At 70.7% G+C, this 24048-nt stretch carries 24 protein-coding genes, 1 pseudogene and 2 riboswitches; of the genes and pseudogenes, 15 read left to right on the plus strand and 10 right to left on the minus strand.

The genetic code is table 11. The annotated features are described in order from the left end of the window. Positions 1 to 48: 48 nt before the first annotated feature. Entirely contained in the window at positions 49 to 198 is a 150-nt protein-coding gene (locus M4J07_RS05545) for an ACT domain-containing protein (protein WP_374215000.1), read from the plus strand. Positions 199 to 209: 11 nt separating this feature from the next. Next, a complete protein-coding gene (locus M4J07_RS05550) occupies positions 210 to 854 on the plus strand; it encodes a LysE family translocator (RefSeq protein ID WP_255967925.1) in 645 nt (214 codons plus the stop codon). A 163-nt stretch (positions 855 to 1017) separates the two neighbouring features. On the opposite strand, the pseudogene M4J07_RS05555 reads toward M4J07_RS05550, so the two are convergent. Next, a pseudogene (locus M4J07_RS05555) lies at positions 1018 to 1366 on the minus strand (SAM-dependent methyltransferase); the annotation flags it as partial. Between the two features lie 240 nt (positions 1367 to 1606). Continuing rightward, entirely contained in the window at positions 1607 to 1972 is a 366-nt protein-coding gene (locus M4J07_RS05560; protein ID WP_255967821.1) for a hypothetical protein, read from the minus strand. A gap of 247 nt (positions 1973 to 2219) precedes the next feature. Here M4J07_RS05560 and M4J07_RS05565 point away from each other — a divergent pair, with 247 nt between their 5' ends. Next, complete coding sequence (locus tag M4J07_RS05565) at positions 2220 to 3038, plus strand: class I SAM-dependent methyltransferase (RefSeq protein ID WP_255967928.1); 819 nt, start codon at positions 2220 to 2222, stop codon at positions 3036 to 3038. A gap of 113 nt (positions 3039 to 3151) precedes the next feature. Here M4J07_RS05565 and M4J07_RS05570 read toward each other — a convergent pair whose 3' ends face one another. Continuing rightward, entirely contained in the window at positions 3152 to 4321 is a 1170-nt protein-coding gene (locus tag M4J07_RS05570; RefSeq protein ID WP_255967823.1) for a UDP-N-acetylglucosamine--N-acetylmuramyl-(pentapeptide) pyrophosphoryl-undecaprenol N-acetylglucosamine transferase, read from the minus strand. Positions 4322 to 4562: 241 nt separating this feature from the next. On the opposite strand from M4J07_RS05570, the gene M4J07_RS05575 reads away from it, so the two are divergent. After that, a complete protein-coding gene (locus tag M4J07_RS05575) occupies positions 4563 to 5300 on the plus strand; it encodes a dienelactone hydrolase family protein (protein WP_255967825.1) in 738 nt (245 codons plus the stop codon). On the opposite strand, the gene M4J07_RS05580 is transcribed toward M4J07_RS05575, so the two are convergent. Further along, a complete protein-coding gene (locus M4J07_RS05580) occupies positions 5260 to 5934 on the minus strand; it encodes a DUF998 domain-containing protein (protein ID WP_255967827.1) in 675 nt (224 codons plus the stop codon). The genes M4J07_RS05575 and M4J07_RS05580 overlap by 41 nt on opposite strands. A 244-nt stretch (positions 5935 to 6178) precedes the next feature. Between M4J07_RS05580 and M4J07_RS05585 the strand changes: the two genes are divergently transcribed. Next, the gene (locus M4J07_RS05585; RefSeq protein WP_255967829.1) at positions 6179 to 6955 is read left to right on the plus strand and encodes an MBL fold metallo-hydrolase; all 777 of its coding nucleotides are present in this window, start codon (positions 6179 to 6181) and stop codon (positions 6953 to 6955) included. A gap of 89 nt (positions 6956 to 7044) precedes the next feature. Further along, positions 7045 to 7608: a cysteine hydrolase family protein gene (locus tag M4J07_RS05590; protein ID WP_255967831.1), complete on the plus strand. Its 564-nt coding sequence runs from the start codon at positions 7045 to 7047 to the stop codon at positions 7606 to 7608. Between the two features lie 279 nt (positions 7609 to 7887). Here the strand turns inward: M4J07_RS05590 and M4J07_RS05595 are convergent, their stop codons facing one another. After that, on the minus strand, positions 7888 to 9111 hold the full coding sequence (locus tag M4J07_RS05595) for an RNA-guided endonuclease InsQ/TnpB family protein (protein WP_255967930.1): 1224 nt from the start codon (positions 9109 to 9111) through the stop codon (positions 7888 to 7890). Here M4J07_RS05595 and tnpA point away from each other — a divergent pair. The 4 genes from tnpA to M4J07_RS05615 all read left to right on the plus strand — a co-directional run bounded on the left by tnpA (position 9110) and on the right by M4J07_RS05615 (position 12888). Continuing rightward, a complete protein-coding gene (gene tnpA / locus M4J07_RS05600; protein ID WP_374214997.1) occupies positions 9110 to 9514 on the plus strand; it encodes an IS200/IS605 family transposase in 405 nt (134 codons plus the stop codon). The two genes, M4J07_RS05595 and tnpA, sit on opposite strands and share 2 nt — an antisense overlap. A 271-nt stretch (positions 9515 to 9785) precedes the next feature. After that, the gene (locus M4J07_RS05605; protein WP_255967835.1) at positions 9786 to 10250 is read left to right on the plus strand and encodes a DUF3592 domain-containing protein; all 465 of its coding nucleotides are present in this window, start codon (positions 9786 to 9788) and stop codon (positions 10248 to 10250) included. 141 nt (positions 10251 to 10391) lie between these two features. Beyond that, positions 10392 to 11603: a metallophosphoesterase gene (locus M4J07_RS05610; RefSeq protein ID WP_255967837.1), complete on the plus strand. Its 1212-nt coding sequence runs from the start codon at positions 10392 to 10394 to the stop codon at positions 11601 to 11603. Positions 11604 to 11874: 271 nt separating this feature from the next. Beyond that, positions 11875 to 12888, plus strand: coding sequence for an alpha/beta hydrolase family protein (locus M4J07_RS05615; RefSeq protein ID WP_255967839.1), 1014 nt, complete (start codon positions 11875 to 11877; stop codon positions 12886 to 12888). A 30-nt stretch (positions 12889 to 12918) separates the two neighbouring features. Here the strand turns inward: M4J07_RS05615 and M4J07_RS05620 are convergent, their stop codons facing one another. Further along, the gene (locus M4J07_RS05620; protein ID WP_255967841.1) at positions 12919 to 14613 is read right to left on the minus strand and encodes a DUF885 domain-containing protein; all 1695 of its coding nucleotides are present in this window, start codon (positions 14611 to 14613) and stop codon (positions 12919 to 12921) included. 136 nt (positions 14614 to 14749) lie between these two features. On the opposite strand from M4J07_RS05620, the gene M4J07_RS05625 reads away from it, so the two are divergent. Next, positions 14750 to 15409: an MSMEG_1061 family FMN-dependent PPOX-type flavoprotein gene (locus M4J07_RS05625; protein ID WP_255967843.1), complete on the plus strand. Its 660-nt coding sequence runs from the start codon at positions 14750 to 14752 to the stop codon at positions 15407 to 15409. A 78-nt stretch (positions 15410 to 15487) separates the two neighbouring features. On the opposite strand, the gene M4J07_RS05630 is transcribed toward M4J07_RS05625, so the two are convergent. Continuing rightward, the gene (locus M4J07_RS05630; protein ID WP_255967845.1) at positions 15488 to 15901 is read right to left on the minus strand and encodes a hypothetical protein; all 414 of its coding nucleotides are present in this window, start codon (positions 15899 to 15901) and stop codon (positions 15488 to 15490) included. Between the two features lie 137 nt (positions 15902 to 16038). Next, on the minus strand, positions 16039 to 16455 hold the full coding sequence (locus M4J07_RS05635) for an NUDIX domain-containing protein (protein WP_255967847.1): 417 nt from the start codon (positions 16453 to 16455) through the stop codon (positions 16039 to 16041). Between the two features lie 125 nt (positions 16456 to 16580). Beyond that, positions 16581 to 16804: riboswitch (cobalamin riboswitch) on the plus strand. Positions 16805 to 16966: 162 nt separating this feature from the next. On the opposite strand from M4J07_RS05635, the gene metE reads away from it, so the two are divergent. The 3 genes from metE to nrdR all read left to right on the plus strand — a co-directional run bounded on the left by metE (position 16967) and on the right by nrdR (position 20674). Beyond that, positions 16967 to 19291, plus strand: a complete 2325-nt coding sequence (gene metE, locus M4J07_RS05640; protein ID WP_255967850.1) for a 5-methyltetrahydropteroyltriglutamate--homocysteine S-methyltransferase — start codon at positions 16967 to 16969, stop codon at positions 19289 to 19291. Positions 19292 to 19548: 257 nt separating this feature from the next. Next, positions 19549 to 19929, plus strand: coding sequence for a VOC family protein (locus M4J07_RS05645; protein WP_255967853.1), 381 nt, complete (start codon positions 19549 to 19551; stop codon positions 19927 to 19929). A 295-nt stretch (positions 19930 to 20224) separates the two neighbouring features. Next, entirely contained in the window at positions 20225 to 20674 is a 450-nt protein-coding gene (nrdR, locus tag M4J07_RS05650) for a transcriptional regulator NrdR (RefSeq protein ID WP_255967855.1), read from the plus strand. 137 nt (positions 20675 to 20811) lie between these two features. Here nrdR and M4J07_RS05655 read toward each other — a convergent pair whose 3' ends face one another. After that, entirely contained in the window at positions 20812 to 21501 is a 690-nt protein-coding gene (locus tag M4J07_RS05655; RefSeq protein ID WP_374214998.1) for a (2Fe-2S)-binding protein, read from the minus strand. An 11-nt stretch (positions 21502 to 21512) separates the two neighbouring features. Continuing rightward, positions 21513 to 21902, minus strand: a complete 390-nt coding sequence (locus M4J07_RS05660) for a (2Fe-2S) ferredoxin domain-containing protein (protein ID WP_255967859.1) — start codon at positions 21900 to 21902, stop codon at positions 21513 to 21515. A 59-nt stretch (positions 21903 to 21961) separates the two neighbouring features. Continuing rightward, positions 21962 to 22083, minus strand: a riboswitch (cobalamin riboswitch). A gap of 413 nt (positions 22084 to 22496) precedes the next feature. Between M4J07_RS05660 and M4J07_RS05665 the strand changes: the two genes are divergently transcribed. After that, entirely contained in the window at positions 22497 to 24044 is a 1548-nt protein-coding gene (locus tag M4J07_RS05665; protein ID WP_255967861.1) for an FMN-binding glutamate synthase family protein, read from the plus strand. Positions 24045 to 24048 lie beyond the last annotated feature (4 nt).

Genomic DNA, 24048 nt, shown 5'->3' on the forward strand with positions numbered 1-24048 from the left:
TTGCCCGTGTCGGCGACAGAAGGCGGTGTGCCGTCCGGCGTCGCCCCGGTGGTCACGGTCGCTGAACGCGAGGGTCTGACCCTCGTGGTGCCGCGCGAGCAAGCGGACGCGGCAGGCTCGGCGACGACTACGTGGCCGGCTGGGGGGCCTTGCGTCGAATCCACACCCGCCCACCAGGCAGGCGATCAGGCGAGGTAGCCTGGCATTCCATGGCAATAAGCTCCGCCCTCTGGTCCTTCGCCCTGGTAGTAGGGCTTCTCACTCTGACTCCCGGACTCGACACGGCGCTGATCCTGCGCACGTCGGCCCTCGGCCGGCGCAGGAGAGCCTCGGGAGTGGTCCTCGGAATCCAGACCGGCACCCTGGTGTGGGGTGCGTTCACCTCCCTCGGGGTGACCGCCCTTCTCACTGCCTCCCATCTCGCCTACACCGCGTTGCGCTGGATCGGTGCCGCCTACCTGATCTGGATGGCGGCCCGCATGCTGCGGGACACCTTCCGGGGACAGCCCACGACAGACACGGACGATGCCGTCCAGGTCCCCTCCCCCGGCGCCGACTCGATCACCGGCGGCTGGCGACAGGGAACACTCACCAACCTCCTCAACCCGAAGATGGGCGCCTTCTACGTCGCCGTTCTGCCGCAGTTCATCCCGCCGGGCACTGGACACTTCACCATGGGCCTCCTGCTCACCGCGGTGCATGTCCTGATCGGCCTGCTCTGGTCCGCCGTCCTCATCGGCTTCGCACGCGTCGTGCAGGGATGGCTCCGCAAGCCACAGGCTCGCCGGCTCCTGGACCGGATCACCGGGACCGTCATCGGGGTCTTCGGCATCAGGTTGGCGCTGAGCAACTGACCCTCAGGCGCTCTGGATCACCTCGAACCTGAACGTCCGCAGCCGCCGTACGCCCGCGCGGCAACGACCTCGCTTCCGGAGCGGGCACAGTGGGGAACCCGCGAGAACGGGCAGAGCACCGGCCTCCGGTCAGAGCGCGATCGGCCGGTAGCTCAGGGCCTGGGTCGACGAGTCCTCCCAGGCGCAGGTGGTCGCGGTGGTCGCCTTCGTGCGCCCCGGGCCACATCGCCGCGAGTTCCTCGTCCGTCGGAGTGCGCTCCCAGAAGCCCTCGCCGAGGACGACACGTCCGCCCGGGCGCACGAGACCGCGCAGCTCGCGCAGGACGACGCCGGGATCGTACGGCTGCTCGGGGTCGCACAGTGCCTGGCCGGACGGACTCGACCACGCGGAGCAGCAGTTCGCCCCAGCCGCAGCCGATGTCGAGGACCGCGGCGGGTGAGGCGCGGGCCTCGGAGAGTGGGCCGTGGAAGGTCGGACTGCCGAGGCGAGGAGGAAGATCGGAAGCTGTCATGGGGCGGAACGCTGGTTCCCCTTGGGCGGCACATCGAGCGATTTCGGCGCGACGCCCTGAGCATCGAAAGGGGTCGTGGCCGCCGGCTGGAGTCCCGGCGGGTACTCGGGAGCGCGTTACTCGCCGACGCCGGCGAAGTGCTCAGCCTCCGCCAGAAGCCGCTGCCCGGGGCTGCTGAGCGTCGTACTTGAAGTCGTTCGCCAACTACGACGCTCAGCCATCCCGCGCGGACCCGCGAGCTTACGACCGCTGCTGTTTGCCGGTGAAGTAGACGGAGCGCAGCTTGAGGTCCTCGGTGGTGGGGTTGCCGTGCGGGCGCAGGGTCCAGGAATCGCCCGTGCAGTCGGGCTCCGTGAACACCATCACCCATTCGTCCGTGTCGTTGTGCGGGGCGAAGGCCGGTTCGGAGGAGGCCGGGTCGGCGGCCTCGGCCACGGGAACACAACCGGGGCCGGCCGGGTCGTGGAGGGTGACCGACTGGGGCTCCCCGTCCATGCCCACGAACCAGTAGGAGAAGTCGCCGGTCGCGGCGCTCGCGGACGTCGGCAGGGCGATGGCCAGGGCCAGCGCGCCGAAGGCGGCGGCCACAGTGGAACGAAGACGCATGCAGAGCTCCATTGATCAGTGTGCGGTACCGGGCAAGCCTGTCCCGGTACGGCGGGAGGCAGGGGCAGTCCGCGCCGCGGTCACCCTGATGGACACGCAGGAACGATCTTTCCTCCGCCATGTGCCCGATGGTGGGGGGAGCTGCGGGCCGGGGAAGTCGCCGGACCCGGGTCATACAGGGGTCATCTAGGCTGGCTCGGTGACTGATGAGCAGGGGCAGGAGCCGGAGCAGGTGCAGCCGTCGGGCGTGTGGGCCACGGCGGTGGGGGTGGCCCGGGTGCGCGCGCGGGAGACCGAGCGCGAGAACGCACTGTTCCGCGACCCACTGGCACGGGCCTTCGCCACCGCCGGTGGCCTGGGAACCTCCTCACCGCCGCCGCAGCCCGGCGACGAGGTCGAGCGACGCCGCCGCCTCGGCGTGGCCACCTCCATCGTCATCAGGACGAAGTTCCTCGACGACCTGTTGCGGCAGGCCGCCGCGTCCGGGATCCGACAGGTGGTGCTGCTCGGCGCCGGTATGGACAGCCGGGCCTTCCGGTTGGACTGGCCCGAGGGCACCCGACTGTTCGAGGTCGACACCGCCGAGCCGCTGGAGTTCAAGGCTTCGGTGCTGCGCCGGGAGCGGGCCGAGGCGCGTTGCGAGCGGATCACCGTCGCGGTGGATCTGCGGGAAGACTGGCCGGGCGCGCTGATCGCCGCTGGGCACGACCCGGCGGCGCCGACCGTGTGGATCGCCGAGGGGCTGCTGATCTACCTGTCCGAGGACGCGGTGGAACTGCTGCTGGCCCGGATCAGCGCGCAGTCGGCGCCAGGGAGCCGGATGGGACTGACGTTGGGCTCGCGCGGCGTGATCGAGCGCTTCGGCACGCGCGCCGAGCCGGGTTCGGCGGCGTCCATGTGGGTCTGGGAGATGCCCGACGACCCGGTCGCCTGGCTGGCCGGACACGGCTGGGAGGCCTCCAGCCACACCCTGCGCGAACGCGCCGCCGCCTACGGCCGCCCGCTCACCACCACGCCGCAGCCCGAGGAGCAGCCCGGCGGACTGATCTCAGCGGTCCGCCGGTAGGACCCGGCAGCCCCAAGGTGAGCACCTGTGCACAGGGAGGTTCATCCGGTCACGAGGCGCCCGGCGACAACCGCTCGCAGGCTTCCGCCCATCGATCCATAGCCCCCGGCCCCCTAACGCCGAGCCACGGACAGCACCAGATCCACCAGTCGCTCGGCCGCATCCGGGCGGCCGTACGTGCGGGCCTGTGTGGCCATCGCGGCGCGCCGGTCGGGATCAGCCAGCAGCGGGGCGATCGCTTCGCGCAGCCGCTCCGCCGTCACCTCGCCGATCAGCGCGACGGCCGCTCCCGCCTTCTCCAGATGTGCGGCGTTGTGGGCCTGCTCGTTGCCGGCCGACGTGGCGAGCGGCACCAGTACCGAGGCCTTGCCCAGCGCGGTCAGTTCGGCGATGGTGCCCGCGCCGCTGCGTGAGAGCACGACATCGGCCAGGGCGAGCACGTCGGGCAGCTCGGACCCGACGTATGCGGTCAGGTGGTGGCGCGCGGCGAGCTCCGGCGGGAGGGCGGTCGCGGCGCGGCGCAGGTCCTCGACGTGGTCGGGCCCGCACTGGTGGATCATGTTCGCGTGGCCCAGCAGCCAGGGCAGCAGGTCACGGACGAGGTGGTTGATCTGCAGCGAGCCCTGTGCGCCGCCGGTCACGTACACGGTCGGCAGCCGCCGGTCGAAGCCGGCCAGGCCCAACGCCTCGATGGCCTTGTCGCCCTGCCCGGTCAGGACCTCGGGGCGGACCGGGTTTCCGGTGACGACCGCCGACCTGCGGACGGATTCGGGCAGCAGCGGCAGCGTCGACTCCGAGGACACCGCGACACCGCTGGCGGCGCCGGCGAGGGTCTTGTTGGCCAGGCCCAGGCGCACCGTCTGCTCGTGGACGACCAGCGGGACGCGGCACAGCCGGGTCGCCGCGACGCCGACCGGCACCGCGACGTACCCTCCGGTCGCCAACACCACGTCGGGTCCGAAGGAGTTGATCGCCCGGCGGGCCTGGAGGACGCCGAGCGGGACCCGGCCCATGTCCGCGACGTTCGCGGGCGACGCCATCTTGATCGGGTTCTTCGAGCGGCGGATCTTGCCCACGGCGACCGGGGTGAACGCGATCCCCTCCCCCGCCGCGACCCGCTCCTCCAGACTGTCGGCCTTGCCCACCCACAGCGTCTCCAGCTCCCGCCCCTCCGCGGCCAGGCGCGCCTGGAGCGTGCGCACCGCGGTCAGCGCGGGGTAGGTGTGGCCACCGGTCCCGCCGCCGGTCACGATCAGGCGGAGGGCGGGTTGGTTGCTGCTCACAGGTGGGCTCCAGTCGCTTTCATGCGTGCACGAGGTCGGGCCTGGAGGCTCGGGCTCCAGATCCATGGGGGAGCCTCCCACACGGGACACGGTCCTATCGAGTGCCGAGTCTCGAGTACCCATTTGTCCGGCGTGCGTGGGCCGTTGAGTCTTTGACCGGTGACCGTTGGCCGGTGATCGCGCTCTGCCCGCGGCAGAACAACGGCCGGACCCGGCCCGACGATCACTACAGTCCCGACTCATGACGACGATGACGACGCGTACGGTCGAGTATCCCGCCGACGGTCTGACGATGATCGGGCACCTCGCACTCCCGGCCGGTGTCGATCGCCGGCCCGCGGTGCTGGTCGGCCCAGAGGGAACGGGGCTCAGTGACGTCGAGCGCCGCCGTGCCGATGCTCTCGCCGAACTGGGCTATGTAGCGCTGGCCTTCGACCTTCACGGTGGACGCTATCTGGGTGACCCCGAGGAGATGCTGGCCCGTTGCATGCCCTTGCTCGCTGATCCCGAGCGGATGAGGGGCATCGGTCATGCTGCGCTCGACGTGTTGCGCAGCGAGCCGCGGACCGACCCCGACCGGATCGCCGCCGTCGGCTACGGCACCGGGGGTGCCATCGGGCTGGAGCTCGGACGCGACGGCGTCGACCTGCGCGCGATCGGGACGGTCAACGCGCTGACCACGGGCCGACCGGGCGAGGCGGAGCGCATTCGCTGCCCCGTGTGGGCCGGGGTCGGGTCGGAGGACCCGATCATGCCGCCCGCGCAACGGAACGCGTTCACTGCCGAGATGCAGGCCGCGGGCGTCGACTGGCGCCTCACCGTCTACGGGGGTGCCTTGCACGCCTTCCACCACCCCCCGGTCGACCACCCCATGGTCCCCGGCGTCGGCTACCACCCGCAGCACGCGCAGCGAGCCTGGCGCGACGTCGTCGACCTGCTCACCGAGTGCCTGCCCGTGACGTCGGACCCTGGGGTATGACCCGGACAGGCATGCGGACGATCGCCCCGACAAGGCCCCGGGCGCCTGCGACCAAAGCCCACAGCAGGAGAGGGAACGCGGCAACCCTCTCCATGCCTCCCATGCCGAGGCCTAGATAGTGGTGCGCGAGGAACAGCGCCAGAGCCGTGATCGCGGTGACGCCCAGCAGGCCGGTGCCCCACCGCAGCGGCGGCCCCACCCGCTCCGCCAGGCCGAATCCCGCAAGGACGAGGCCGATGTTGCCCGTTCCCATGATGAGGAGAGCGCCCAGGACGTGCTGGTTCTCGTTGACGTCCGCAGGGGCCAGTCCCGCCAACACGAATCCCGCGCCGGCACCGGCCAGCAGGATCCGGGCCGCTACGGCGACCTTGCCCCTGCGCCACACGGCACTCCCGGTCAGCACGACGCCGACGACGAGCAGCACGCCCAGGACGACGAACGAAGCGTTCATCATGCCGTGCTCCGGGGAGCAGACGTAGCGCGGTTCAGGGTCGGACTGAAGGGCACAGCGGGCGTTTCCCAAGTCACTGATGTTGTTCCGGGCCCAGCTGTACGGTCTCGTCCACGCCGACTCCACCATCGTGTGCACCACGAAGAACTGCACCACGCCCACGATCCATGCCGCGTACCCCATCCGCGCCTTCACCTGTCCGCCTTCCGTCGTGATCGCCGTACGGACAGCCGATCATGTGGCGCCGGACGCGGGCACTCCGACAAGCCCCCTGGGCCGGGGTGGGGAATGCCCCACCCCGGCTGCGGAGCACAGGAGTTGGTGGGAGGCGGCCCCACACCCCGGCCACGCGTCGGAGTGGATAAGCTCCGACGTCACCTGCGGTGTCCACACACGTGGCACCCTGCACGAGAGGACCCGCACTTCCATGCCGAGAGCCCTTCACGATGACGCCGTCGTACGCGTGGCGAATGACGTCTACGCCGTCACGGGCAGCAACACCAACTGGGTGATCGTCAAGGACGGCGACAGCGGGACGCTGATCGACACCGGCTATCCCGGCGACCAGGAGGCGGTCCTGACCTCCTTGGAGAAGGTCGGGCTGGACCCGAAGGACGTGTCCGCCGTCCTGGTCACGCATGCGCACAACGATCACATCGGTGCCGCCGAGCGGTTGAGCACCGCGTACGGCGTTCCTGTCCTCATGCACGAGGCCGAAGTGCCGCATGCCCGCCGCGACTTCCTCGACCAGGTGTCCGTCGGGAAGATCCTCGCGAGGGCGTGGCGTCCCGGGGTCCTTCCCTGGGCCGTGCACGCGCTGCGTTCCGGCGGGACCCGTCACGTCCCGGTCGCCAATCCCGAGGCCTTCCCCACCGTGGGACCCCTCGACCTGCCCGGCTCCCCCGTTCCCGTGCACACGCCGGGACACACGCGTGGCCACTGCGCCTACCACCTGCCCGCCCACGGAATCCTCGTCACGGGCGACGCCCTGGTGACGGCTCACCCCACGTCGCGCATCCAGGGACCGCAACTACTGCCGACCATGTTCCACACCAGCCGGGCCGAGGCCCTGGAGTCCCTGGATCTGATCGAGGGCGTCGACGCGGACGTGCTGCTTCCGGGGCACGGGCCCGTCCACCGCGGCCCGGTCCGGGCGGCTGCCGCGGCGGCTCGCGAGCACGCGGTGGCCCGCCACGGCGGGTGAGCCAGGGACTGCGCACCGGGCCCGAGAACCCGGTTGCCAACAGCACGGCACGGCTGACAACTTGAGCGCGATGAACAGGGAGGTTCCGCATGAGACCGGCGCTGCTGGTGATGGACGTTCAACGTGACATCGTCGACGCCGTGGACGACGCCGATTCGGGGTACCTGCCGCGCCTGCGGCGGGCCATCGAGGCGGCCAGGTCCGCGGAGATCCCCGTCATCTACGTGGTCATCGCCTTTCGCCCGGGCCATCCAGAGGTCGGCACGCGCAACAAGCCACTCGCCGCCATCGCCGGGGCCGGGCTCTACGTCGAAGGTGACACCGGCACCGCGATCCATCCCGAGGTCGCCCCGGAGCCCGGGGAGGTGGTCGTCACCAAGAGGCGGGCGAGCGCCTTCTCGGGCAGTGACCTCGACATGGTGCTCAGGTCGGGCGGCATCGACAGTCTCGTCCTCGCCGGCATCGCCACCAGCGCCGTCGTCCTGTCCACCCTCTGCCAGGCCAACGACCTCGACTTCGGTCTCACGGTCCTCGAGGACGCCTGCCTGGACCCCGACCCCGAACTGCACCGGGTCCTCACTGAGCGGCTGTTCCCGCAATGGGCAGAAGTCCTCAAGGCGGACGACTGGGTACGTCGGCTCGGCTCCGAGTGAGTTCGTGAAGGTGGTCGTGAGGCCGGCGTCATCCGCCGAACGCGGGGAGCACGAGCCGGTACGTCCCGTAGTCGACGAGCCCCGCGATCACGCCCACGACCACGAACACGGCGAGGATGCCGAGCCGTTCGCCCACCCCGGTGCAGACGACGGCGTTCGCGGGGTTCCGCGGACGGTAGGCGACCCGGACCGGCCTGCCCTTGTTGTGGCCAGTGATTTGACATGCTCCTCGCCCTGAAGGGCGAGGATTCTGGCCTTCTCTGACGGGTTGCCGTGCCGCTACGCGGCACGGTTTCCGGTCGGGAATCCATGGCTTCCTGTTTCTTCGCGCTGTGCCGGGATCGCTCCTGGTCTTACCGGCGCTCCGCAGGCCGATGCCGCCAGTCCGGCGGCCGTCTTGACGTTGATCGCTGCGTTGATGTCCCGGTCGTGGACGGTGCCGCAGGCGCTGCAGGTCCACTCCCGGACGTTGAGGGGTTTGGGTCCGTCTTTGGTGCCGCAGGTGGAGCAGGTCTGGCTGGTGGGCTCGAACCGGCCGATGATGACCAGGGTGCGGGCGTATCGCCCGGCTTTGTACTTCAACATGTTCACGAACGACGACCAGCCCGCGTCATGGACGGACTTGGCCAGCCTGGTGCGCGCCAGTCCCGCCACTGACAGGTCCTCCACGGCGATCCCTTGGTTCTCGGAGATCAGCTTGGTGGAGAGCTGGTGGTGGAACTCACGGCGCGCGTCAGCAACTTTGGCGTGAGCACGGGCGACCTTCAGGCGGGCCTTGGCCCGGTTCTTCGATCCCTTCTGCTTGCGGGACAGCTCCTTTTGGGCCTTCTTCAGCTTCTTCTCCGCGCGCCGCAGAAAGCGCGGGGAGTCGATCTTCGTGCCGTCGGACAGGACGGCGAAGTGGGTCAGGCCGAGGTCGATGCCGATAGTGCTCTCGGTCTGTGGCATACGTTCCGCGTCGGCGGCGGGATCGGTGTCGATGACGAAGGAGGCGAAGAACCGTCCCGCCGCGTCCTTGATCACGGTCACCGAGGACGGTGTGACGGGCAGGGCACGGGACCATTTCACCTTCACCGCACCGATCTTCGGCAGGTCCAGACGGCCCGCGTCGGTGATCTTCCAGCGGGCATTCGCGGTGAACCGGATCGACTGCCGGTGATCCTTGCGGGACTTGCAACGCGGCGCACCCAGCTGGGGGCCGTTGCGGGTGCCCTTCAGGGAGGCGAAGAAGTTGCGGTAGGCGGCCTCGGCGTCCCGCAGTGACTGCTGCAGGACGACAGCGCAGACCTCGCCCAGCCAGGCACGCCCGGCTGTCCGCTTCGCTTCGGTGATCAGCTCCCGGGACAGCTGTCCGGCCGTGGGGAACGGCTGCCCCGCCCGGCGGGCGCCCTCGCGGGCGTGGACCGCGTCGTTGAACACGACGCGGGCGCACCCGAACGCCTTCGCCAACGCGGCTTGCTGGACGGCGTTCGGGTACAGGCGGAAGCTGTACCGGAGTTGCATGCCGACCACGCTACATATTTGGGTTATCGGTGAGATGCAGAAGATAGGAACTGGTCGGCACTGCATGTTCGCGATGCATGTCCACTTGGTCGTCACCAAGTTCCGACACAGGGTGTTCACCGATGCCCACTCGGACTTCGAGTGCGAGCTGATGGAGTTCAACGGTGAGGCCAATCACGTCCACCTGCTGGTGAACTTCCCGCCCAAGGTCGCCGTGACCAAACTGGTCAACTCCCTCAAGGGCGTCTCCTCCCGCCGCCTGCGCCAGGAGTTTCCCGGCCTGGTGCGCCATTACCGGCGGGCCAACAAGCTCTGGTCCGGGTCCTACTTCGCCGGAACCGTCGGCGGCGCCCCGCTGTCCGTGGTCAGGCAGTACATCGAGCAGCAGAACCGGCCGGGGTGAGCCGCGCCCGGCTCCGCCGGGACAAGCCTCGCAACGCTCCACGCCGCAGGCGACGTACCTCCGTCCGGCTCCGCCGGACCAGTAGCGGTGACGCTCCGCGTCACACCGACAGATTCGCTTCACCCCCGGCCTGAAGGCCGGAGCACTGCGCATAGATCCCGGTAGCGGGTCACGCCGTCGGTGGCGGTGAAGGCGTGGGGAGTCTCGCCGTCCCGGAAGACCTGCTGCCCGTACACGGTGATGCCGTACCGGGGCAGGTACCACTCCCGCCATGACATCGTCGCCCCCAACTCTGGTGATCGCAGTACTCGTCCTGTCCCTCGTCGCTTCCGTGCCTGCCTGCGCCTTCGGGCTGATGCTGATGAAGGGCGAGGGAGCCGAGCTCAAGAAGATGACGGAGCTGTACGAATCCGGCGTCGAGGTGCAGGCACAACTGGTGAGTCTCGTGCCGTTCGGCAACAGGGGCTATGCACACGCCCGCTACGAGTTCCCGTCACCGCAGGGCCCCGCTCGGCACGAGAAGGGCGCCGAGGTCGGCCCCGCGCACGTGGTCGGCGAGCGGTACCCGATGGTCTTCGATCCGCAGAACACGAAGCGCGTCCACCTGGGAACGAAGGCGTCGGTCCGCAGGGAGCGCGCACGCCGCGTGGGCTACGTGCGCAACGCGAAGCGGATGGCGGTCCTGTCCTTCGCGGCGGGCACGCTGGCGACGGTGGGACTGGTCCTCACCGCCTGACCCTCCCCTGCTCCTCGCAGGACCACGGACCACGGACCGCGCAGGCGATAAGGGCCCCTGGGCGTCCAGGGGCGTCCGGTCGGCTTCGGGCCGACCCGATAAAGTGCGCGCGACGGCAGCGGTTACTCATGGAGGGGAAGCGTGACCGACACCAGCGAGGCCCGGCCCGCCGACGGCGCAGGACAGGCGACCGAACAGAGCACACTGCGCCGCCTGATGCGCTTCATCCCCCTCATCGCGCCCGTCCTGCTGTGGGCCGTGCCCTGCTGGGTCCTGCTGTACGCGGGCCAGCACTGGCCGCTCCCCGTCACGCTGGGCGGCACCGCGCTGTTCGTCGCCGGACTGATCACGATGCCGCTCGCGATGGTGCGCGGGCACGGCCGACGGCAGCAGGACCGGGCGGCGATCGTCGGTGACACGCTGCTGGGCGGGAGCTGGATCCTGTTCACCTGGTCCGTGCTGCTCGGCGTCCTGCTGCGCCTGGCCCTGAGCGTGGCCGGCGTCGGCGACGGCCAGGAGCGGGCGCGAATCGTCACCTGGGCGGTCGTCGGCGTAGCGGCCGTGCTGCTGGCCTGGGGGACCTTCGAGGCCCGCCGGGTACCGCGGGTGCGCCGCCTCGACGTGCAACTCCCCCGTCTGGGAGCCGGGTTGGACGGCACCCGCGTCGTCCTCATCACCGACACCCACTACGGGCCGCTCGACCGGGCCCGCTGGTCGAGGCGGGTCTGCGAGACGGTCAACACCCTGGAGGCGGACCTCGTCTGCCACACCGGCGACATCGCCGACGGCACGGCCGCACGCCGCCGCGCGCAGGCCACCCCGCTGGGCACCGTGCAGGCCGCCCACGCCCGGGTCTACGTCACCGGGAATCACGAGTACTACAGCGAGGCGCAGGGCTGGGTCGACCTGATGGGCGAGCTGGGCTGGGAGCCGCTGCGCAACCGCCACCTGCTGCTCGAACGCGGCGGCGACACCCTCGTGGTCGCGGGCGTGGACGACGTCACCGCCGAGTCCTCCGGGCTGGCCGGCCACCGCGCCCACCTCGCCGGAGCCCTGGACGGCGCCGACCCCGACCTGCCCGTGCTGCTCCTCGCCCACCAGCCCAAGTTCGTCGACCGGGCCGCGGCCGGCGGCGTCGACCTCCAGCTCTCGGGCCACACCCACGGCGGCCAGATCTGGCCCTTCCACCACCTGGTCCGCCTCGATCAGCCCGCCCTCGCGGGCCTCAGCCGCCACGGCGCGCGCACCCTCCTCTACACCAGCCGCGGCACCGGCTTCTGGGGACCCCCGTTCCGTGTCTTCGCGCCCAGCGAGATCACCCTGCTCGTCCTGCGCTCTCCCCGCACCAAATGATCTACTCTGCAAGGGACTTGACGATCAGCAGGCCGGACGACGGCGTTCCCTTTGCTGTTTCGCTGTGCGCCTCGGGTCCGGCCGCGGAAGGAGCGCAGTGCCTCCCGTACGCCCGAATCGCCGTTCCCTCATCGCCGGTGGTCTCGCAGTGGCCGCCGCAGCCGCCGTTCCCCTGTCGGCGTCCACGCCGGCCGTGGCAGCCGGTCTCACGCCCCTCCGGCTGGCCGGACCGACCGGCCCCTCACCGGTGGGCGCCGTAGAACTGCACCTCGTGGACCCCTCGCGAACCGACCCCTGGTCGGGGCAGCCGCGCGAGGTGATGGTGACCGTGACGTACCCGGCCGCCGACGTGCGAGGCCGCAGCATGATGCCCTGGCTGCCGTCCGGCGCCGAGCGGGCCCTGAAGGCCCGCTTCGGGGGCGCCGTGGACGGCTACGCCCTCCCGACGACCCACAGTTCGGTCGGCGCCCCGGCGCGGCCCGGGCGCCGTCCGGTGCTGATCCACTCGCCGGGATACAACGCGGACCGCACGTTCAACACGCTGGTCATCGAGGAACTGGCCTCCTGGGGATACGTCGTGGTCGCTGTCGACCATCCCTACGACTCGGGTGAGGTCGAGTTCCCCGACGGCCGTGTGGTCGTGAACCGCCCCGACGACGCGAGCGACCGGGCCCGCACCGCCGCGGTCGCCGTTCGGGCCGCCGATCTGCGGTTCGTCCTCGACCAACTGGCCGTACTGGAGCGAGGCGGCAACCCCGACGCAGAGCGACGCCCCCTCCCCCGCGGACTGCACAGGGCGCTGGACCTCCGGCGCATCGGTGCGTTCGGGCACTCCCGGGGCGGCGCGGCGTCCGCGTCGGTGATGCACCTGGACGAGCGGGTGCGCGTCGGCATCGATCTGGACGGCGCCCTGTACGGGCCGGTGGTCGAGCACGGGCTCGACCGGCCGTTCCTGCTGATGGACACGGTCGTCCACGACGGGCTCAACGAGGACGGGTCCTGGCCGCCGTTCTGGGCGCACCTGAGCGACTGGCACCGCTGCCTTCGCCTCGCGGACGCCGACCACAACTGCTTCACCGACATCGTGGCCATCGCCCCGCAGGTTCCCGAGCCGGTCCGCGACACACTGCAGGTCGGCCCGATCCCCGCCGACCGGGCGGTGGCCGGCGTTCGGGCGACCGTGCGGGCCTTCTTCGATCTGCACCTGCGCGGCCGCCCGGACACCGGGCACGTGCTGTGGGGGGCGTCGTCGCGCCATCCCGAGATCGGCTACATCGCCGGGTAGCCGAGGCGCAGGCGCCGGGCCAGGCCGAACCTAGAGGGCGGCGAGCTGGTCGAGCAGGTCGTCGAGCCCGAGCGAGCCTTGGGAGAGGGCCTTCATGTGCCAGGCCTTGAGGTCGAACGCGGCACCGTGACGTCGCTTCGCGGCGGCACGGCCCGCGAGCCAGGCCCGCTCGCCGAGCTTGTATCCGATGGCCTGGCCCGGCCACCCGAGGTACCGGTTGATCTCGTTGGTGCGGCGCGCTGCCGGGCTGCCGTTGTAGGTGGCCAGGAATTCGGTGGCGAGCGCCGGGGTCCAGCGCTCGCCGGGATGGAATCCGGAGTCGGCGGGCACGGGCAGTTCGAGGTGCATGCCGATGTCCACGATCACGCGGATGGTGCGCAGCATCTGTCCGTCCAGGAAGCCGAGGCGCCGCTCGGGGTCGGCGAAGAAGCCCAGCTCGTCCATGAACCGCTCGGCGTACAGGGCCCAGCCCTCGATGTTGGCGCTCACCGTTCCCTCGCTCACCTGGTAGCGGCTGAGGTGATCGGCCACGGCGGCCCACCGGGCCAGTTGGAGGTGATGGCCGGGCACGCCCTCGTGGTACCAGATGCTCACCAACTGCCAGGTGGGGAAGGTGTCCTGACCGAGCGTCGGGAAGTAGGTGCGTCCGGGACGGCTGAAGTCGAGGCTCGGGCTCTGGTAGTAGGGGCCGGAGGTGCTGCCGGCGGGCGCGATGTGCGATTCGATCTTCCGGAGGGGGCCGGACAGGTCGAAGTGGCTGCCGTCGAGGGCGGTGATCGCCTCGTCCATCAGCTGTTGCAGCCAGTCGCGGACGGCGGTCTCGCCCGTCACCGCGTGTCCGTGCTTCTCCAGGTGGTGCAGGGTCTCCAAAAGCGGGGCTCCGGGCAGTACGCGCTCCGCTTCGGCCCGCATCTCCCCCAGTGTCCGGTGGAACTCCTCCCAGGCCCATCCGTAGACGTCGTCCAGGTCGAGCTGGGCTCCCGTGCTGTGGCGGGCCGCGTGCAGGTAGCGTTCCCGGCCCACCGCGTCCGGGGTGCCGGCCGCGGCAGGCAGATAGGTGCCGCGCAGCCAGTCGCGGAACCCGGCCACGGCGCGCGTGGCCTGGCGGGCCGCCTCGTCCAGTTCGGGCTGCATCCGTGCGTCCGCGCCGCCCGTCACGAAGCCGGCGAACCAGCCCGCACCACCGCCCGCGTGCGGTCCGGTGGCCTCGCCGGTCCAGTCGGTGAGCTGGCTGATGACACCGCTGACCTGGCGGGGAGCGGCGAGCAGTCCACGGTTCATGCCCTCGGTGAGGGTGGTCCGGTAGCCGTCGAGTGCGCCCTCGATGGCGCGCATCCGGCCGGCCACCGCCGCCCAGTCGGCGTCGGTGGCGGTCGGCATGAAGCTGAAGATCGTCCGTACTTGCTCGACGTGCGCGCCGACGGTCCGCAACTGGCGGTAGTTCTCCCCGGTGTCGTGCAGGGCGAGCTCCGCCGTGAGCCGTTCCCGCAGCAGCCTGGCGCAGATCCGCTCTGCCGGGTCGTGCGAGGGGGCGGCGGCATCGAGTGTGCGGAGAGTGGAGCGCGCGAGGTCGGCGTCCGCCGCGAAGCCGTCCGGTGACAGGTCGGGCAGGCGGCCGTCCCCGTGGTCCAGCCCGAGCCACGCGGCCGTCAGGGGGTTGTGTGCCGCCACCCGATCGAGGTGGAGGTCGGCGATCCTGCGCGGCGTCAGCGGCTCGTCGGTCATGCGAACAACTGTAGGGATCAACGGACTTGCCCCGCGGAGGAATGCTGATCCGGTTCCAGAGCCCCCGGTTCCGGTCTTCCCACCCGGGACCACCCACCCGGCCAGGAGCCATCGGCCCCACCCTACTGTCAGAGGCATGACGACCTCCCTGACCCACAGCGCCTTCGACTCGCTCCTCCTCGACGCGGTGCCCGACCACGAGACGCTGCGGCAGACCTACGCGGCTCCCGGCGACGCGGCCGTGCGCAAGCAGATGACCGAACTCACCGACCAGACCGAGAAGTTGATCAACTGCTCCTCGCTGGTCCTGATCGCCAGCACGGACGCCGAGGGCAACTGCGACGTCTCCCCGCGCGGTGGCCCCGCCGGGTTCGTCTGCGTCCTCGACGCACGGACGGTGGCGATACCGGACGCCACCGGCAACAAGCGCCTGGACACCCTGCAGAACGTGATCACCACCGGACGGGCCGGGCTGCTGTTCGTCATCCCGGGGCGCACCACGACGCTCAGAGTCAACGGCCGCGCCTGCGTCTCCACCCGCCCGGACCTGCTGTCGCAGCTGACCGCCGTGGGCAAGCCGCCCGCCAGCGCGCTCGTGGTGGGGATCGAGGAGGTCTACCCGCACTGCCCCAAGTCGCTGCTGCGCAGCGCGGCCTGGAAGCCGGAGCAGTGGCTGCCCGCGGACGCCCAGCCGGCCTCGGCCGAGGTGACGCTGGCCCAACTGCGCCGGCCGGGGCTGACGATCGCCGACATCGAGCGGGCGGAGGCGGAGTCGCTCAAGTACCGGTACGAGTAGGCCCGACCGGTGGACGCCGAACACCGGCAGACGGAGAGAGCCCCGCAGGCCGGGTGCTCAGGCCCGGTGGTGGGCGAGTCAGAGGACGTGGCCCGTCTCCACCGGGAAGTCCGGCGGCCACGGCTTGGACCAGTCGAACAGGAACTCCCGGTCGCCCATCAGCTCGTACTCCGCCTCACGCCAGCTCGGGATGCCTCCGATGACGAAGCTGTCACCGTCAGGCTCCAGCATCCAGGTGTATTCGGCGTCGGCCGGATCCAGCCCGTGCCGCTCCCGCAGTACGGCGAACTCCTCTGCGGCGGCGCGCCGGATGTGGAGCCCGTTGCCGTAGACGGGCTGGAGGAGCATCAGCTCCACGTGGCCGATGTAGATCTCGATGCGCGTGGTGGTCCGGTCCGCCGTCGTCGCTTCGCTCTGCAGGAAGAGCTGCCGGTGGGACGGATCGAACCGGACGATCCGGAACAGTCTCCCCGTGCGGATGAAGTCAGCCATGATCGAAACCCTCTGTCGCGCCTCGTGCCGTCGGTGCGCCTCTCGGTCGACGACCTCGTGCGCCGCTCCAGTCTGGCGGAGGTCACGACGGCTCTTGGCGTTGTTCCGCTTCCACCGCGGCCCGTCCTCGGCCCGCGTCACCCGCCGCTGGACGTCCCGAGCACTCCCTTACGGCGCAGCAACGGCAGCAGATGGTGCTCGACGGCCGGGGCCAGCCGCAGGCCCTCGTCCCGGCCGTCGGTCCAGCGAAGGGCCGCCAGCTCGGCCGCGGGGACCGGGTCACCGATCAGCGTCGCGGAGAACACGGTCAGGTGCATGGGCACGCCTTCCAGAGCCGCCGTCTCCTCCACCACGGCGAGGTGTTCGAGTGCGTCCGGCACGACACCCAGTTCTTCCCGCAGCTCCCGTTCCAGGGTCTCTTCGGGCTGTTCGCCGGCCTCGGGCTTGCCGCCCGGAATGTAGAAGACGTCCGGCGCTGCCTGCTTGCTGACGACGAGCAGCTTCCCGTCCTCGACCACGGCCGCCGCGACGACCTTCATGACTGCATGATCCATCCCTGCATTGTGCAGGCTCGATCAGCCCGTCCCGCACCCAGTCCTCCCCCGCCGCCACGCGTCGACGTGTCTCACTTCACCCTCCCGGTTCCGGACGACCCAGCGATCCTCGACCGCGAACCCATAAGGTGGCTCCCGCAGCTGGTTCGTCCTGTCAGCCGGACAGGGCGTCGCAAGAGGGAACCCGGTGGGAATCCGGGACTGCCCCGCAGCGGTGAGTGAGAACGACCGCCGTCATACGCACTGGATCCCGGCAAAGGGATCTGGGAAGCGACGGCCAGTAGGGGTCCGTCCGGTCCGGATGGACGTGCTCACGAGTCCGAAGACCTGCCACCTGCCCGTGTACGTACGACGCGCGCACGGGCATCTCGGTGACCTCGTGGGCGGGTCGGCGTACACATACGGCGGACGACCGCGCCATCCGGTGCGAGAGCGCACCGCCGTCCGTGTCACTCCTTCGTGCGTACAGGTCCTCGGGATCCCAGGGATACGTCTCTCGAAGGAGATCTCCGTGACCACCAGGACCGCAACCGCGGCAGCACGGGCCACCGTGTACGGCTACCCCCGCCAGGGCCGGCACCGCGAACTCAAGAAGGCCATCGAGGGCTACTGGAAGGGCCGCGTCACCTCCGACGCCGTCCGGGCCACCGCCGCCGACCTGCGCCGCACCAACTGGCAGGAACTGGCCGCCGCCGGAATCACCGAAGTCCCCACCGGCGACTTCTCCTCCTACGACCACGTCCTCGACACGACCGTGATGGTCGGCGCGATCCCCGAGCGCCACCGGGCCGCCGTGGACGCCGACGCCCTGGACGGCTACTTCGCGATGGCCCGCGGCACCCAGGACGTCGCGCCGCTGGAGATGACCAAGTGGTTCGACACCAACTACCACTACCTGGTGCCCGAGTTGGGGCCCGGCACCGTCTTCACCGCCGACTCCACCAAGCAGGTCGCGGAACTCAAGGAGGCCCTGGCCCTCGGACTGACCGCCCGGCCGGTCCTGGTCGGCCCGGTCACCTACCTCCTCCTCGCCAAGCCCGCACCCGGCGTCGCCGCCGACTTCGACCCGCTGACCCTCCTGGACCGGCTGCTGCCCGTCTACGCCGAGGTCCTCGCCGACCTGCGCGCGGCGGGCGCCGAGTGGGTGCAGCTCGACGAGCCCACCCTGGTCCAGGACCGCACCCCGGCGGAGCTCGGCGCCACCACCCGCGCCTACCGCGATCTCGGCGCCCTCACCGACCGGCCCAAGCTCCTCGTCGCCAGCTACTTCGACCGTCTCGGCGACGCCCTGCCCGTCCTCGCCAAGGCCCCCGTCGAAGGACTCGCCCTCGACTTCACCGAAGCGGCCGCCGCCAACCTCGACGCTCTCGCCGCCGTCGGCGGACTGCCCGGCAAGCGCCTGGTCGCCGGGGTCGTCAACGGCCGCAACATCTGGGTCAACGACCTGGAGCAGTCCCTCACCACGCTCGGCACCCTGCTGGGCCTCGCCGACCGCGTCGACGTGGCCGCCTCCTCCTCGCTCCTGCACGTCCCCCTGGACGCGTCGCTGGAGCGCGACATCGATCCGCAGATCCTGCGCTGGCTCGCCTTCGCCCGGCAGAAGACCGCCGAGATCGCCACGCTCGCCAAGGGCCTCTCCCAGGGCACCGACGCCATCACCGCCGAACTCGCCGTCAACCGGGCCGCCCTGTCCTCCCGCGCCACCTCCCCGATCACCCGCGACCCGGCCGTCCGCGCCCGCGCCGCGGCCGTCACCGACGCCGACACCCGGCGCGCCCAGGCCTACCCGGAGCGGGCCGCCGCCCAGCGCGCCCACCTCGATCTGCCGCTGCTGCCGACCACCACGATCGGCTCCTTCCCGCAGACCACCGAACTGCGCACCGCGCGCGCCGACCTGAAGTCCGGGCGCATCGACACCGCGGGCTACGAGGAGCGCATCAGGACCGAGATCCGCGACGTCATCTCCTTCCAGGAGAAGACCGGCATCGACGTCCTCGTGCACGGTGAACCCGAACGCAACGACATGGTGCAGTACTTCGCCGAGCAGCTCACCGGCTACCTCGCCCTGCAGGCCGGCTGGGTCCAGTCCTACGGCACCCGCTACGTCCGCCCGCCGGTCCTGGCCGGCGACATTTCCCGGCCCGAGCCGATGACGGTGCGCTGGACCGCATACGCGCAGTCCCTGACGGGCCGCCCCGTCAAGGGCATGCTCACCGGCCCGGTCACCATGCTCGCCTGGTCGTTCGTCCGTGACGACCAGCCCCTCGGCGACACCGCGCGCCAGGTCGCCCTCGCCCTGCGCGACGAGGTCAACGACCTTGAGGCGAACGGCACTTCCGTCATCCAGGTCGACGAGCCGGCACTGCGTGAGACCCTCCCGCTGCGCGCCGCGGACCACGCCGACTACCTGGCCTGGGCCACCGAGGCGTTCCGGGTCACGACCGCCGGCGTGCGGCCGGAGACGCAGATCCACACGCACATGTGCTACGCGGAGTTCGGCGACATCGTGCAGGCGATCGACGATCTCGACGCGGACGTGATCAGCCTGGAGGCGGCGCGCTCGCACATGCAGGTCGCCCACGAACTGGCCGAGCACGGTTACCCGCGCGAGGCAGGGCCCGGCGTCTACGACATCCACTCCCCCCGCGTCCCCAGCCGCGACGAGGCATCCGCCCTGCTGCGTACGGGACTTGAGGCCATCCCCGCCGAGCGGCTCTGGGTCAACCCGGACTGCGGGCTGAAGACGCGTGGCTGGCCCGAGACGCGAGCGTCGCTGGAGAACCTCGTCGCCGCCGCCCGCACCGTCCGCGCCGAGCTGGACACTCCCGCGTCCTGACACCCCGCCGGGCCGGGGCACACCGCGCCCCGGCCCGGTGGACCACCCGGCGAGGCCGGCACCCAGGACTCCGGACCGGGCCCGTGCAGTACGCGGCCGTGGCGCCCCACCACGTACGCCTCCAGGGGGCAGCCCCGAAAGCGCGTCGCGCCTGGTCGCCCCGCCCGGTAGCGTCTCGAGCGTGTCCTCACGGCGGCGAGCCCAGGATTCCGCGAGCGGCCGCCCCGGCAGTCCCGACGCTGAGAGCAGGTTCGTCCATGGCATGTCGTATCACTGAACTCGTGCTCGGTTGCCGGGACCCGGAGGCGCTGGCCCGGTTCTGGTGCGAGGTCCTGGACTTCGTCGTGCTCGACCGCGAGGAGGACGGCAGCCTGGAGATCGGGCCGCGCGAAGGGTTCGGCGGCCCGCAGCCGACGATCATCCTCAGCCCCGAGGAGCCGGCGGACGAGACCAAGCCCCGGCTGCACATCGACGTCAACGCCACGGATCGCGATCAGGACGCCGAACTCGAACGTCTCCTGAAGCTCGGGGCCCGCCCGGCCGACGTCGGGCAGACCGGCGAGGAGTCCTGGCACGTCCTCGCCGACCCCGAGGGCAATGCGTTCTGCCTGCTCAAGACTCGCGTACGCCCTCTCTGACGGTGCCGCCGGGGAGCGGAGGGAGGGCCGTCGCCCCTCGCTTGGAGCGGGCGCGAAATTGCCCACCAGGAGGAATTCGGCTGAAGAGGCAATCGGCTCGGCCCTCCGCTTCTCGGACCCCCTTCCACACCCGTCGGTGCTTCTCCCGCACTCCGGGCCGAAGGGGTCGTCAGGATTTGTAGATCTGATGAATAAGCCCAGGTCAGTTCGGATATGATCGACGCCGTCGCGCGATCGGCCGGACAGCAGAAGATGCACCGGCCGTTTCCTGCATCCCGAGAGGAAACAACAAACGGTGTACTGCCCCTTCTGCAGGCTCCCCGACAGTCGCGTCATCGACAGCCGGGCGACCGACGACGGGACGTCGATCCGTCGACGGCGGCAGTGCCCCACGTGCCAGCGGCGCTTCACCACTCTGGAGACCTACTCCCTGCTCGTGGTGAAGCGCAGTGGAGTCACCGAGCCGTTCAGTCGCACCAAGATCGTCAGCAGCGTCCGCAAGGCGTGCCAAGGCCGCCCCATCACCGAGGACATGCTCGACCGTCTCGGTCAGCAGGTCGAGGAGAACGTGCGGGCCACCGGGAGCGCGCAACTGTCCACTCACGAAGTGGGATTGGCCGTTCTCGAGCCGCTGAGCGAACTGGACCCAGTGGCATACATGCGGTTCGCCTCCGTATACCGCGCCTTTGAATCGCTCACCGATTTCGAGAACGCCATCGCGGAGCTTCGCACCAAGTGCGGCTGATCCCCATCCGGTGGAGCGGCGTCCGTCCTACGGCATTCCAGCTGCCGCATTCCTTCGGAAGCGACGGGCATCTGTCGCCCGTCATTCCCTCACTGCCGTCCACCGCGTCGGCGTCCCTCGCGGTCGACCTCGTGGGGTCACCGACCTGACAGACAGCAGTCACCGCACATGCCGCCGTTCGGTGCGCGGTAGAGCAGGCAGCAGCTGCGCCGCCGGAACGTCAGGTCCGGGCCGGTGATGCTGCCCGTGCCCACGAGTCGACCCACGTTCAACAGGTCGCGGGTCAGGCGGATCACCGCCGAGCGCGCCTCGGGGCGGGCCCGCAGCAGCACGGCGGCGGACCCCACGAGCGCGGAGGCGGCGTTCCCGTCCAGGAGCCGCTGCGCGACCTTCACCTCGAAGGTATCCTCCAACTCCTGCAAGGGCGCCGCCACTTGCTCGTACACGGCGGTCACCATGTCAGGGAGTTCGCCTGCCGGGCGTCCTTCGGGAGACCTCTGCAACCGGATGGCGGAGGTGTCGTCGACCCATTCCAGGTTCCTCAGGTCGGGCACGATGCCGTGCAGGACGGTGCATGCCAGGAGTGGTGACCACAGCCGGGCCGCGAGTCCCAGGTGCACGATCGACACTCCGACACGTGCCTCGCTCGTCCCGAACCTGCGGTTCACTTCGCGTGCGCGCTCGGCGAATCCGTCCGCGAACGACGCGGCCCTCCGCGGACCGGCCGTGTCGGCCGTGCCGGGCAGGACGAAGAATCCGCCCAGTCCGGCCACGTCGCGCAGCGCGTCACCCACAGCGGCAGAGGTCGGTCTCACCGGCTCCTCCATCCCGGAACCTCTCACCGTGTCGGCCGGCGGGGAGGCGTGACGACGTACAGGTCGAGGATCTCCGGCATCGGCGCGACGCCCGGCCCACCCGCCCGCACCCACGTGACGATGTCCTCCGTCGCCTCCGGGTCGTTGACGAGACCGAGCCACACCGGCCGCGCTCCGCCGGCTCGTCCCTCGGCCGACGGTTGCACCACGATGACGTTCGCCTGCTCGCACACGTCCAGACATTCCGAGATGCGTACGGGCACCGCGGCCCGCAACCGTGCCGTCTGCGCCGCGTGGTCACCGGCCACCTTCACCGTGCCGCAGCAGCAGTCCCGGCACACCACCACCCGGCTCGGCGCCGTTTCCCGCGCGCCCTCGCCCGGCGTCGCGACACCGGTCGGTATTCCTGCCATGCCCCACTCCCTCTCACCGGGGAGATCCGCCCCGGTACCCGTCGAGGAGGCGACAGCGTGAGTCTCCTGGCTCTCGGGTCACCGCCGGTCCCGGCCTTCCCGCCCGTACGGGCAGTGGCCTTTCGGGATCGGCTCACCGATCACAGTGGCGGTACCGCGCCGGATTCACACCGGCTTCCTCTGTCCGCCATCGCCCAAATCGTCGGCCATCCTCTCACGCTCCCGAGCTCGAACTGCCCGCGCTGCGCGGCGTGACGGACAGGGCTGAGCCGTCCGCCGTTCTCCGCGACCTCTAGGGCCTGTCTCCCAGATCCCTCCTGCCCCGCGACGCCTGGCACGCGCTCTCGCAGCACCGGGCGCAAGGCCAAGTACATCCAGTACGAGGCCTTGAGCCCGGCACGCCGAGAGCACGCACCAGACGCCGCGGGGCCCGCCCTTCGGGCGGACGGAGGGATCTGGGAGACAGGCCCTAGGCTCGTGGGGCGTCGCGTCGTCGGAAACCGGCCCATGCCCGGTCGGGTCCGTCGTCCGACGTCCTGACGTCCGCCGTACGAGGCGGAGTCGGGGATCGAGCAGTCGAGGAAAGGAACGTTCATGCGTGCTCGGAGCATCGGTGCGGCCGCCGCGGCGGGATTGGCTCTGGTGGCGGCCCGCGATCTCGTCCAGAAGAAGCACGCGCTCCTCAGGAACTTCCCCGTGGTCGGGCACGCCCGGTACCTGCTGGAGACGATCGGTCCCGAGCTGCGGCAGTACGTCGTGACCTCCAACGACGAGGAGCGCCCGTTCAGCCGTGACCAGCGCAGCTGGATCTACGCGTCGGCGAAGGAGGAGAACAACTATTTCGGGTTCGGCACCGACAACGACGTCGAGCACATGCAGGGCCACGCGTACATAAAGCAGCGCACGTTCGCCGGGACGCTGCCCGATCTGCACGACCCGCAGGCGCCGCTGCCCTCGGCCAAGGTGCTGGGCGGGCCGCGCGGGCGGGCCAAGGCGTTCCGGCCGGCCAGCATCGTGAACATCTCGGCGATGAGCTTCGGCTCGCTGTCAGGACCCGCCATCACGGCGCTCAACAAGGGCGCGGCGCTGGCCGGCGCGATGCACAACACCGGCGAGGGCGGTCTCTCCGATTACCACCGCAGCGGCGGCGACCTCGTCCTGCAGATCGGCACGTCGTACTTCGGCTGCCGCAACGACGACGGCACCTTCAACCTCGACAAGCTCAAGGCCGTGGTCGCGAGCGCCCCGGTGAAGGCACTGGAGATCAAGCTGTCCCAGGGCGCCAAGCCGGGGCTCGGCGGGATGCTGCCGGGCGCGAAGGTGACCCCCGAGATCGCCGGCATCCGCGGCATCCCGGTGGGCAAGGACTGCGCCTCCCCCTCCCGGCACAGCGCCTTCCACGACGTCGACTCGATGCTCGACTTCGTCGAACTGCTCGCCACCGAGACCGGGCTGCCGGTCGGGATCAAGAGCGCCGTGGGCGACATGGGGTTCTGGGAGGAGCTGGCCACGCTGATGGCGCGGGGTGACCGCGGCGTCGACTTCGTGACCGTCGACGGCGGCGAGGGCGGCACCGGGGCAGCACCGCTGATCTTCGCCGACTCCGTGTCGCTGCCGTTCCGGATGGGCTTCTCCCGCGTCTACGCCGCGTTCGCCGAGCGGGGTCTGACGGACGACGTCACCTTCATCGGGTCCGGCAAGCTCGGCCTGCCGGAGAACGCCGCGGTGGCCTTCGCGCTGGGCGTCGACATGATCAACGTGGCCCGCGAGGCCATGCTGTCCATCGGCTGCATCCAGGCGCAGAAGTGCCACACGGACAAGTGCCCGACCGGCATCGCCACCCAGGCCCCGTGGCTGGTGCGCGGCGTCGACGCGCCGTCGAAGGCGCAGCGCGCCGCGGTCTATCTGCGCACTCTGCGCCGGGAGTTGCTGAAGGTGTCGGGCGCTGTCGGTGTCGCCCACCCGTCGCTCATCACCCCCGCCGACATCGACATCATGAACGGCGACTACGACGCCCGTGGCCTGGCGAGTGTCTACGGCTACAAGGACGGGTGGGGCGAACTCGGCACGGACCTCGCCCAGGAGATCACCGCGCTGCTCACCACCGGGCCGGACGCCGACCGGAAGCCGGCCGCCGGCTGAGCCC

The organism is Streptomyces longispororuber (assembly GCF_024448165.1).
Classification (GTDB): Bacteria; Actinomycetota; Actinomycetes; order Streptomycetales; family Streptomycetaceae; genus Streptomyces; species Streptomyces longispororuber_A.

What these genes read in the sequence shown, in the direction of transcription:
- M4J07_RS05550 (WP_255967925.1), top strand. Translation starts at nt 210, where the DNA reads ATGGCAATAAGCTCCGCCCTCTGGTCCTTCGCCCTGGTAGTAGGGCTT.
- M4J07_RS05560 (WP_255967821.1), bottom strand. Translation starts at nt 1,972, where the DNA reads ATGCGTCTTCGTTCCACTGTGGCCGCCGCCTTCGGCGCGCTGGCCCTG.
- M4J07_RS05575 (WP_255967825.1), top strand. Translation starts at nt 4,563, where the DNA reads ATGACGACGATGACGACGCGTACGGTCGAGTATCCCGCCGACGGTCTG.
- M4J07_RS05580 (WP_255967827.1), bottom strand. Translation starts at nt 5,934, where the DNA reads ATGGGGTACGCGGCATGGATCGTGGGCGTGGTGCAGTTCTTCGTGGTG.
- M4J07_RS05585 (WP_255967829.1), top strand. Translation starts at nt 6,179, where the DNA reads ATGCCGAGAGCCCTTCACGATGACGCCGTCGTACGCGTGGCGAATGAC.
- M4J07_RS05590 (WP_255967831.1), top strand. Translation starts at nt 7,045, where the DNA reads ATGAGACCGGCGCTGCTGGTGATGGACGTTCAACGTGACATCGTCGAC.
- tnpA (WP_374214997.1), top strand. Translation starts at nt 9,110, where the DNA reads ATGCCGACCACGCTACATATTTGGGTTATCGGTGAGATGCAGAAGATA.
- M4J07_RS05595 (WP_255967930.1), bottom strand. Translation starts at nt 9,111, where the DNA reads ATGCAACTCCGGTACAGCTTCCGCCTGTACCCGAACGCCGTCCAGCAA.
- M4J07_RS05605 (WP_255967835.1), top strand. Translation starts at nt 9,786, where the DNA reads ATGACATCGTCGCCCCCAACTCTGGTGATCGCAGTACTCGTCCTGTCC.
- M4J07_RS05620 (WP_255967841.1), bottom strand. Translation starts at nt 14,613, where the DNA reads ATGACCGACGAGCCGCTGACGCCGCGCAGGATCGCCGACCTCCACCTC.
- M4J07_RS05625 (WP_255967843.1), top strand. Translation starts at nt 14,750, where the DNA reads ATGACGACCTCCCTGACCCACAGCGCCTTCGACTCGCTCCTCCTCGAC.
- M4J07_RS05630 (WP_255967845.1), bottom strand. Translation starts at nt 15,901, where the DNA reads ATGGCTGACTTCATCCGCACGGGGAGACTGTTCCGGATCGTCCGGTTC.
- M4J07_RS05635 (WP_255967847.1), bottom strand. Translation starts at nt 16,455, where the DNA reads ATGGATCATGCAGTCATGAAGGTCGTCGCGGCGGCCGTGGTCGAGGAC.
- M4J07_RS05645 (WP_255967853.1), top strand. Translation starts at nt 19,549, where the DNA reads ATGGCATGTCGTATCACTGAACTCGTGCTCGGTTGCCGGGACCCGGAG.
- M4J07_RS05655 (WP_374214998.1), bottom strand. Translation starts at nt 21,501, where the DNA reads ATGGAGGAGCCGGTGAGACCGACCTCTGCCGCTGTGGGTGACGCGCTG.
- M4J07_RS05660 (WP_255967859.1), bottom strand. Translation starts at nt 21,902, where the DNA reads ATGGCAGGAATACCGACCGGTGTCGCGACGCCGGGCGAGGGCGCGCGG.
- M4J07_RS05665 (WP_255967861.1), top strand. Translation starts at nt 22,497, where the DNA reads ATGCGTGCTCGGAGCATCGGTGCGGCCGCCGCGGCGGGATTGGCTCTG.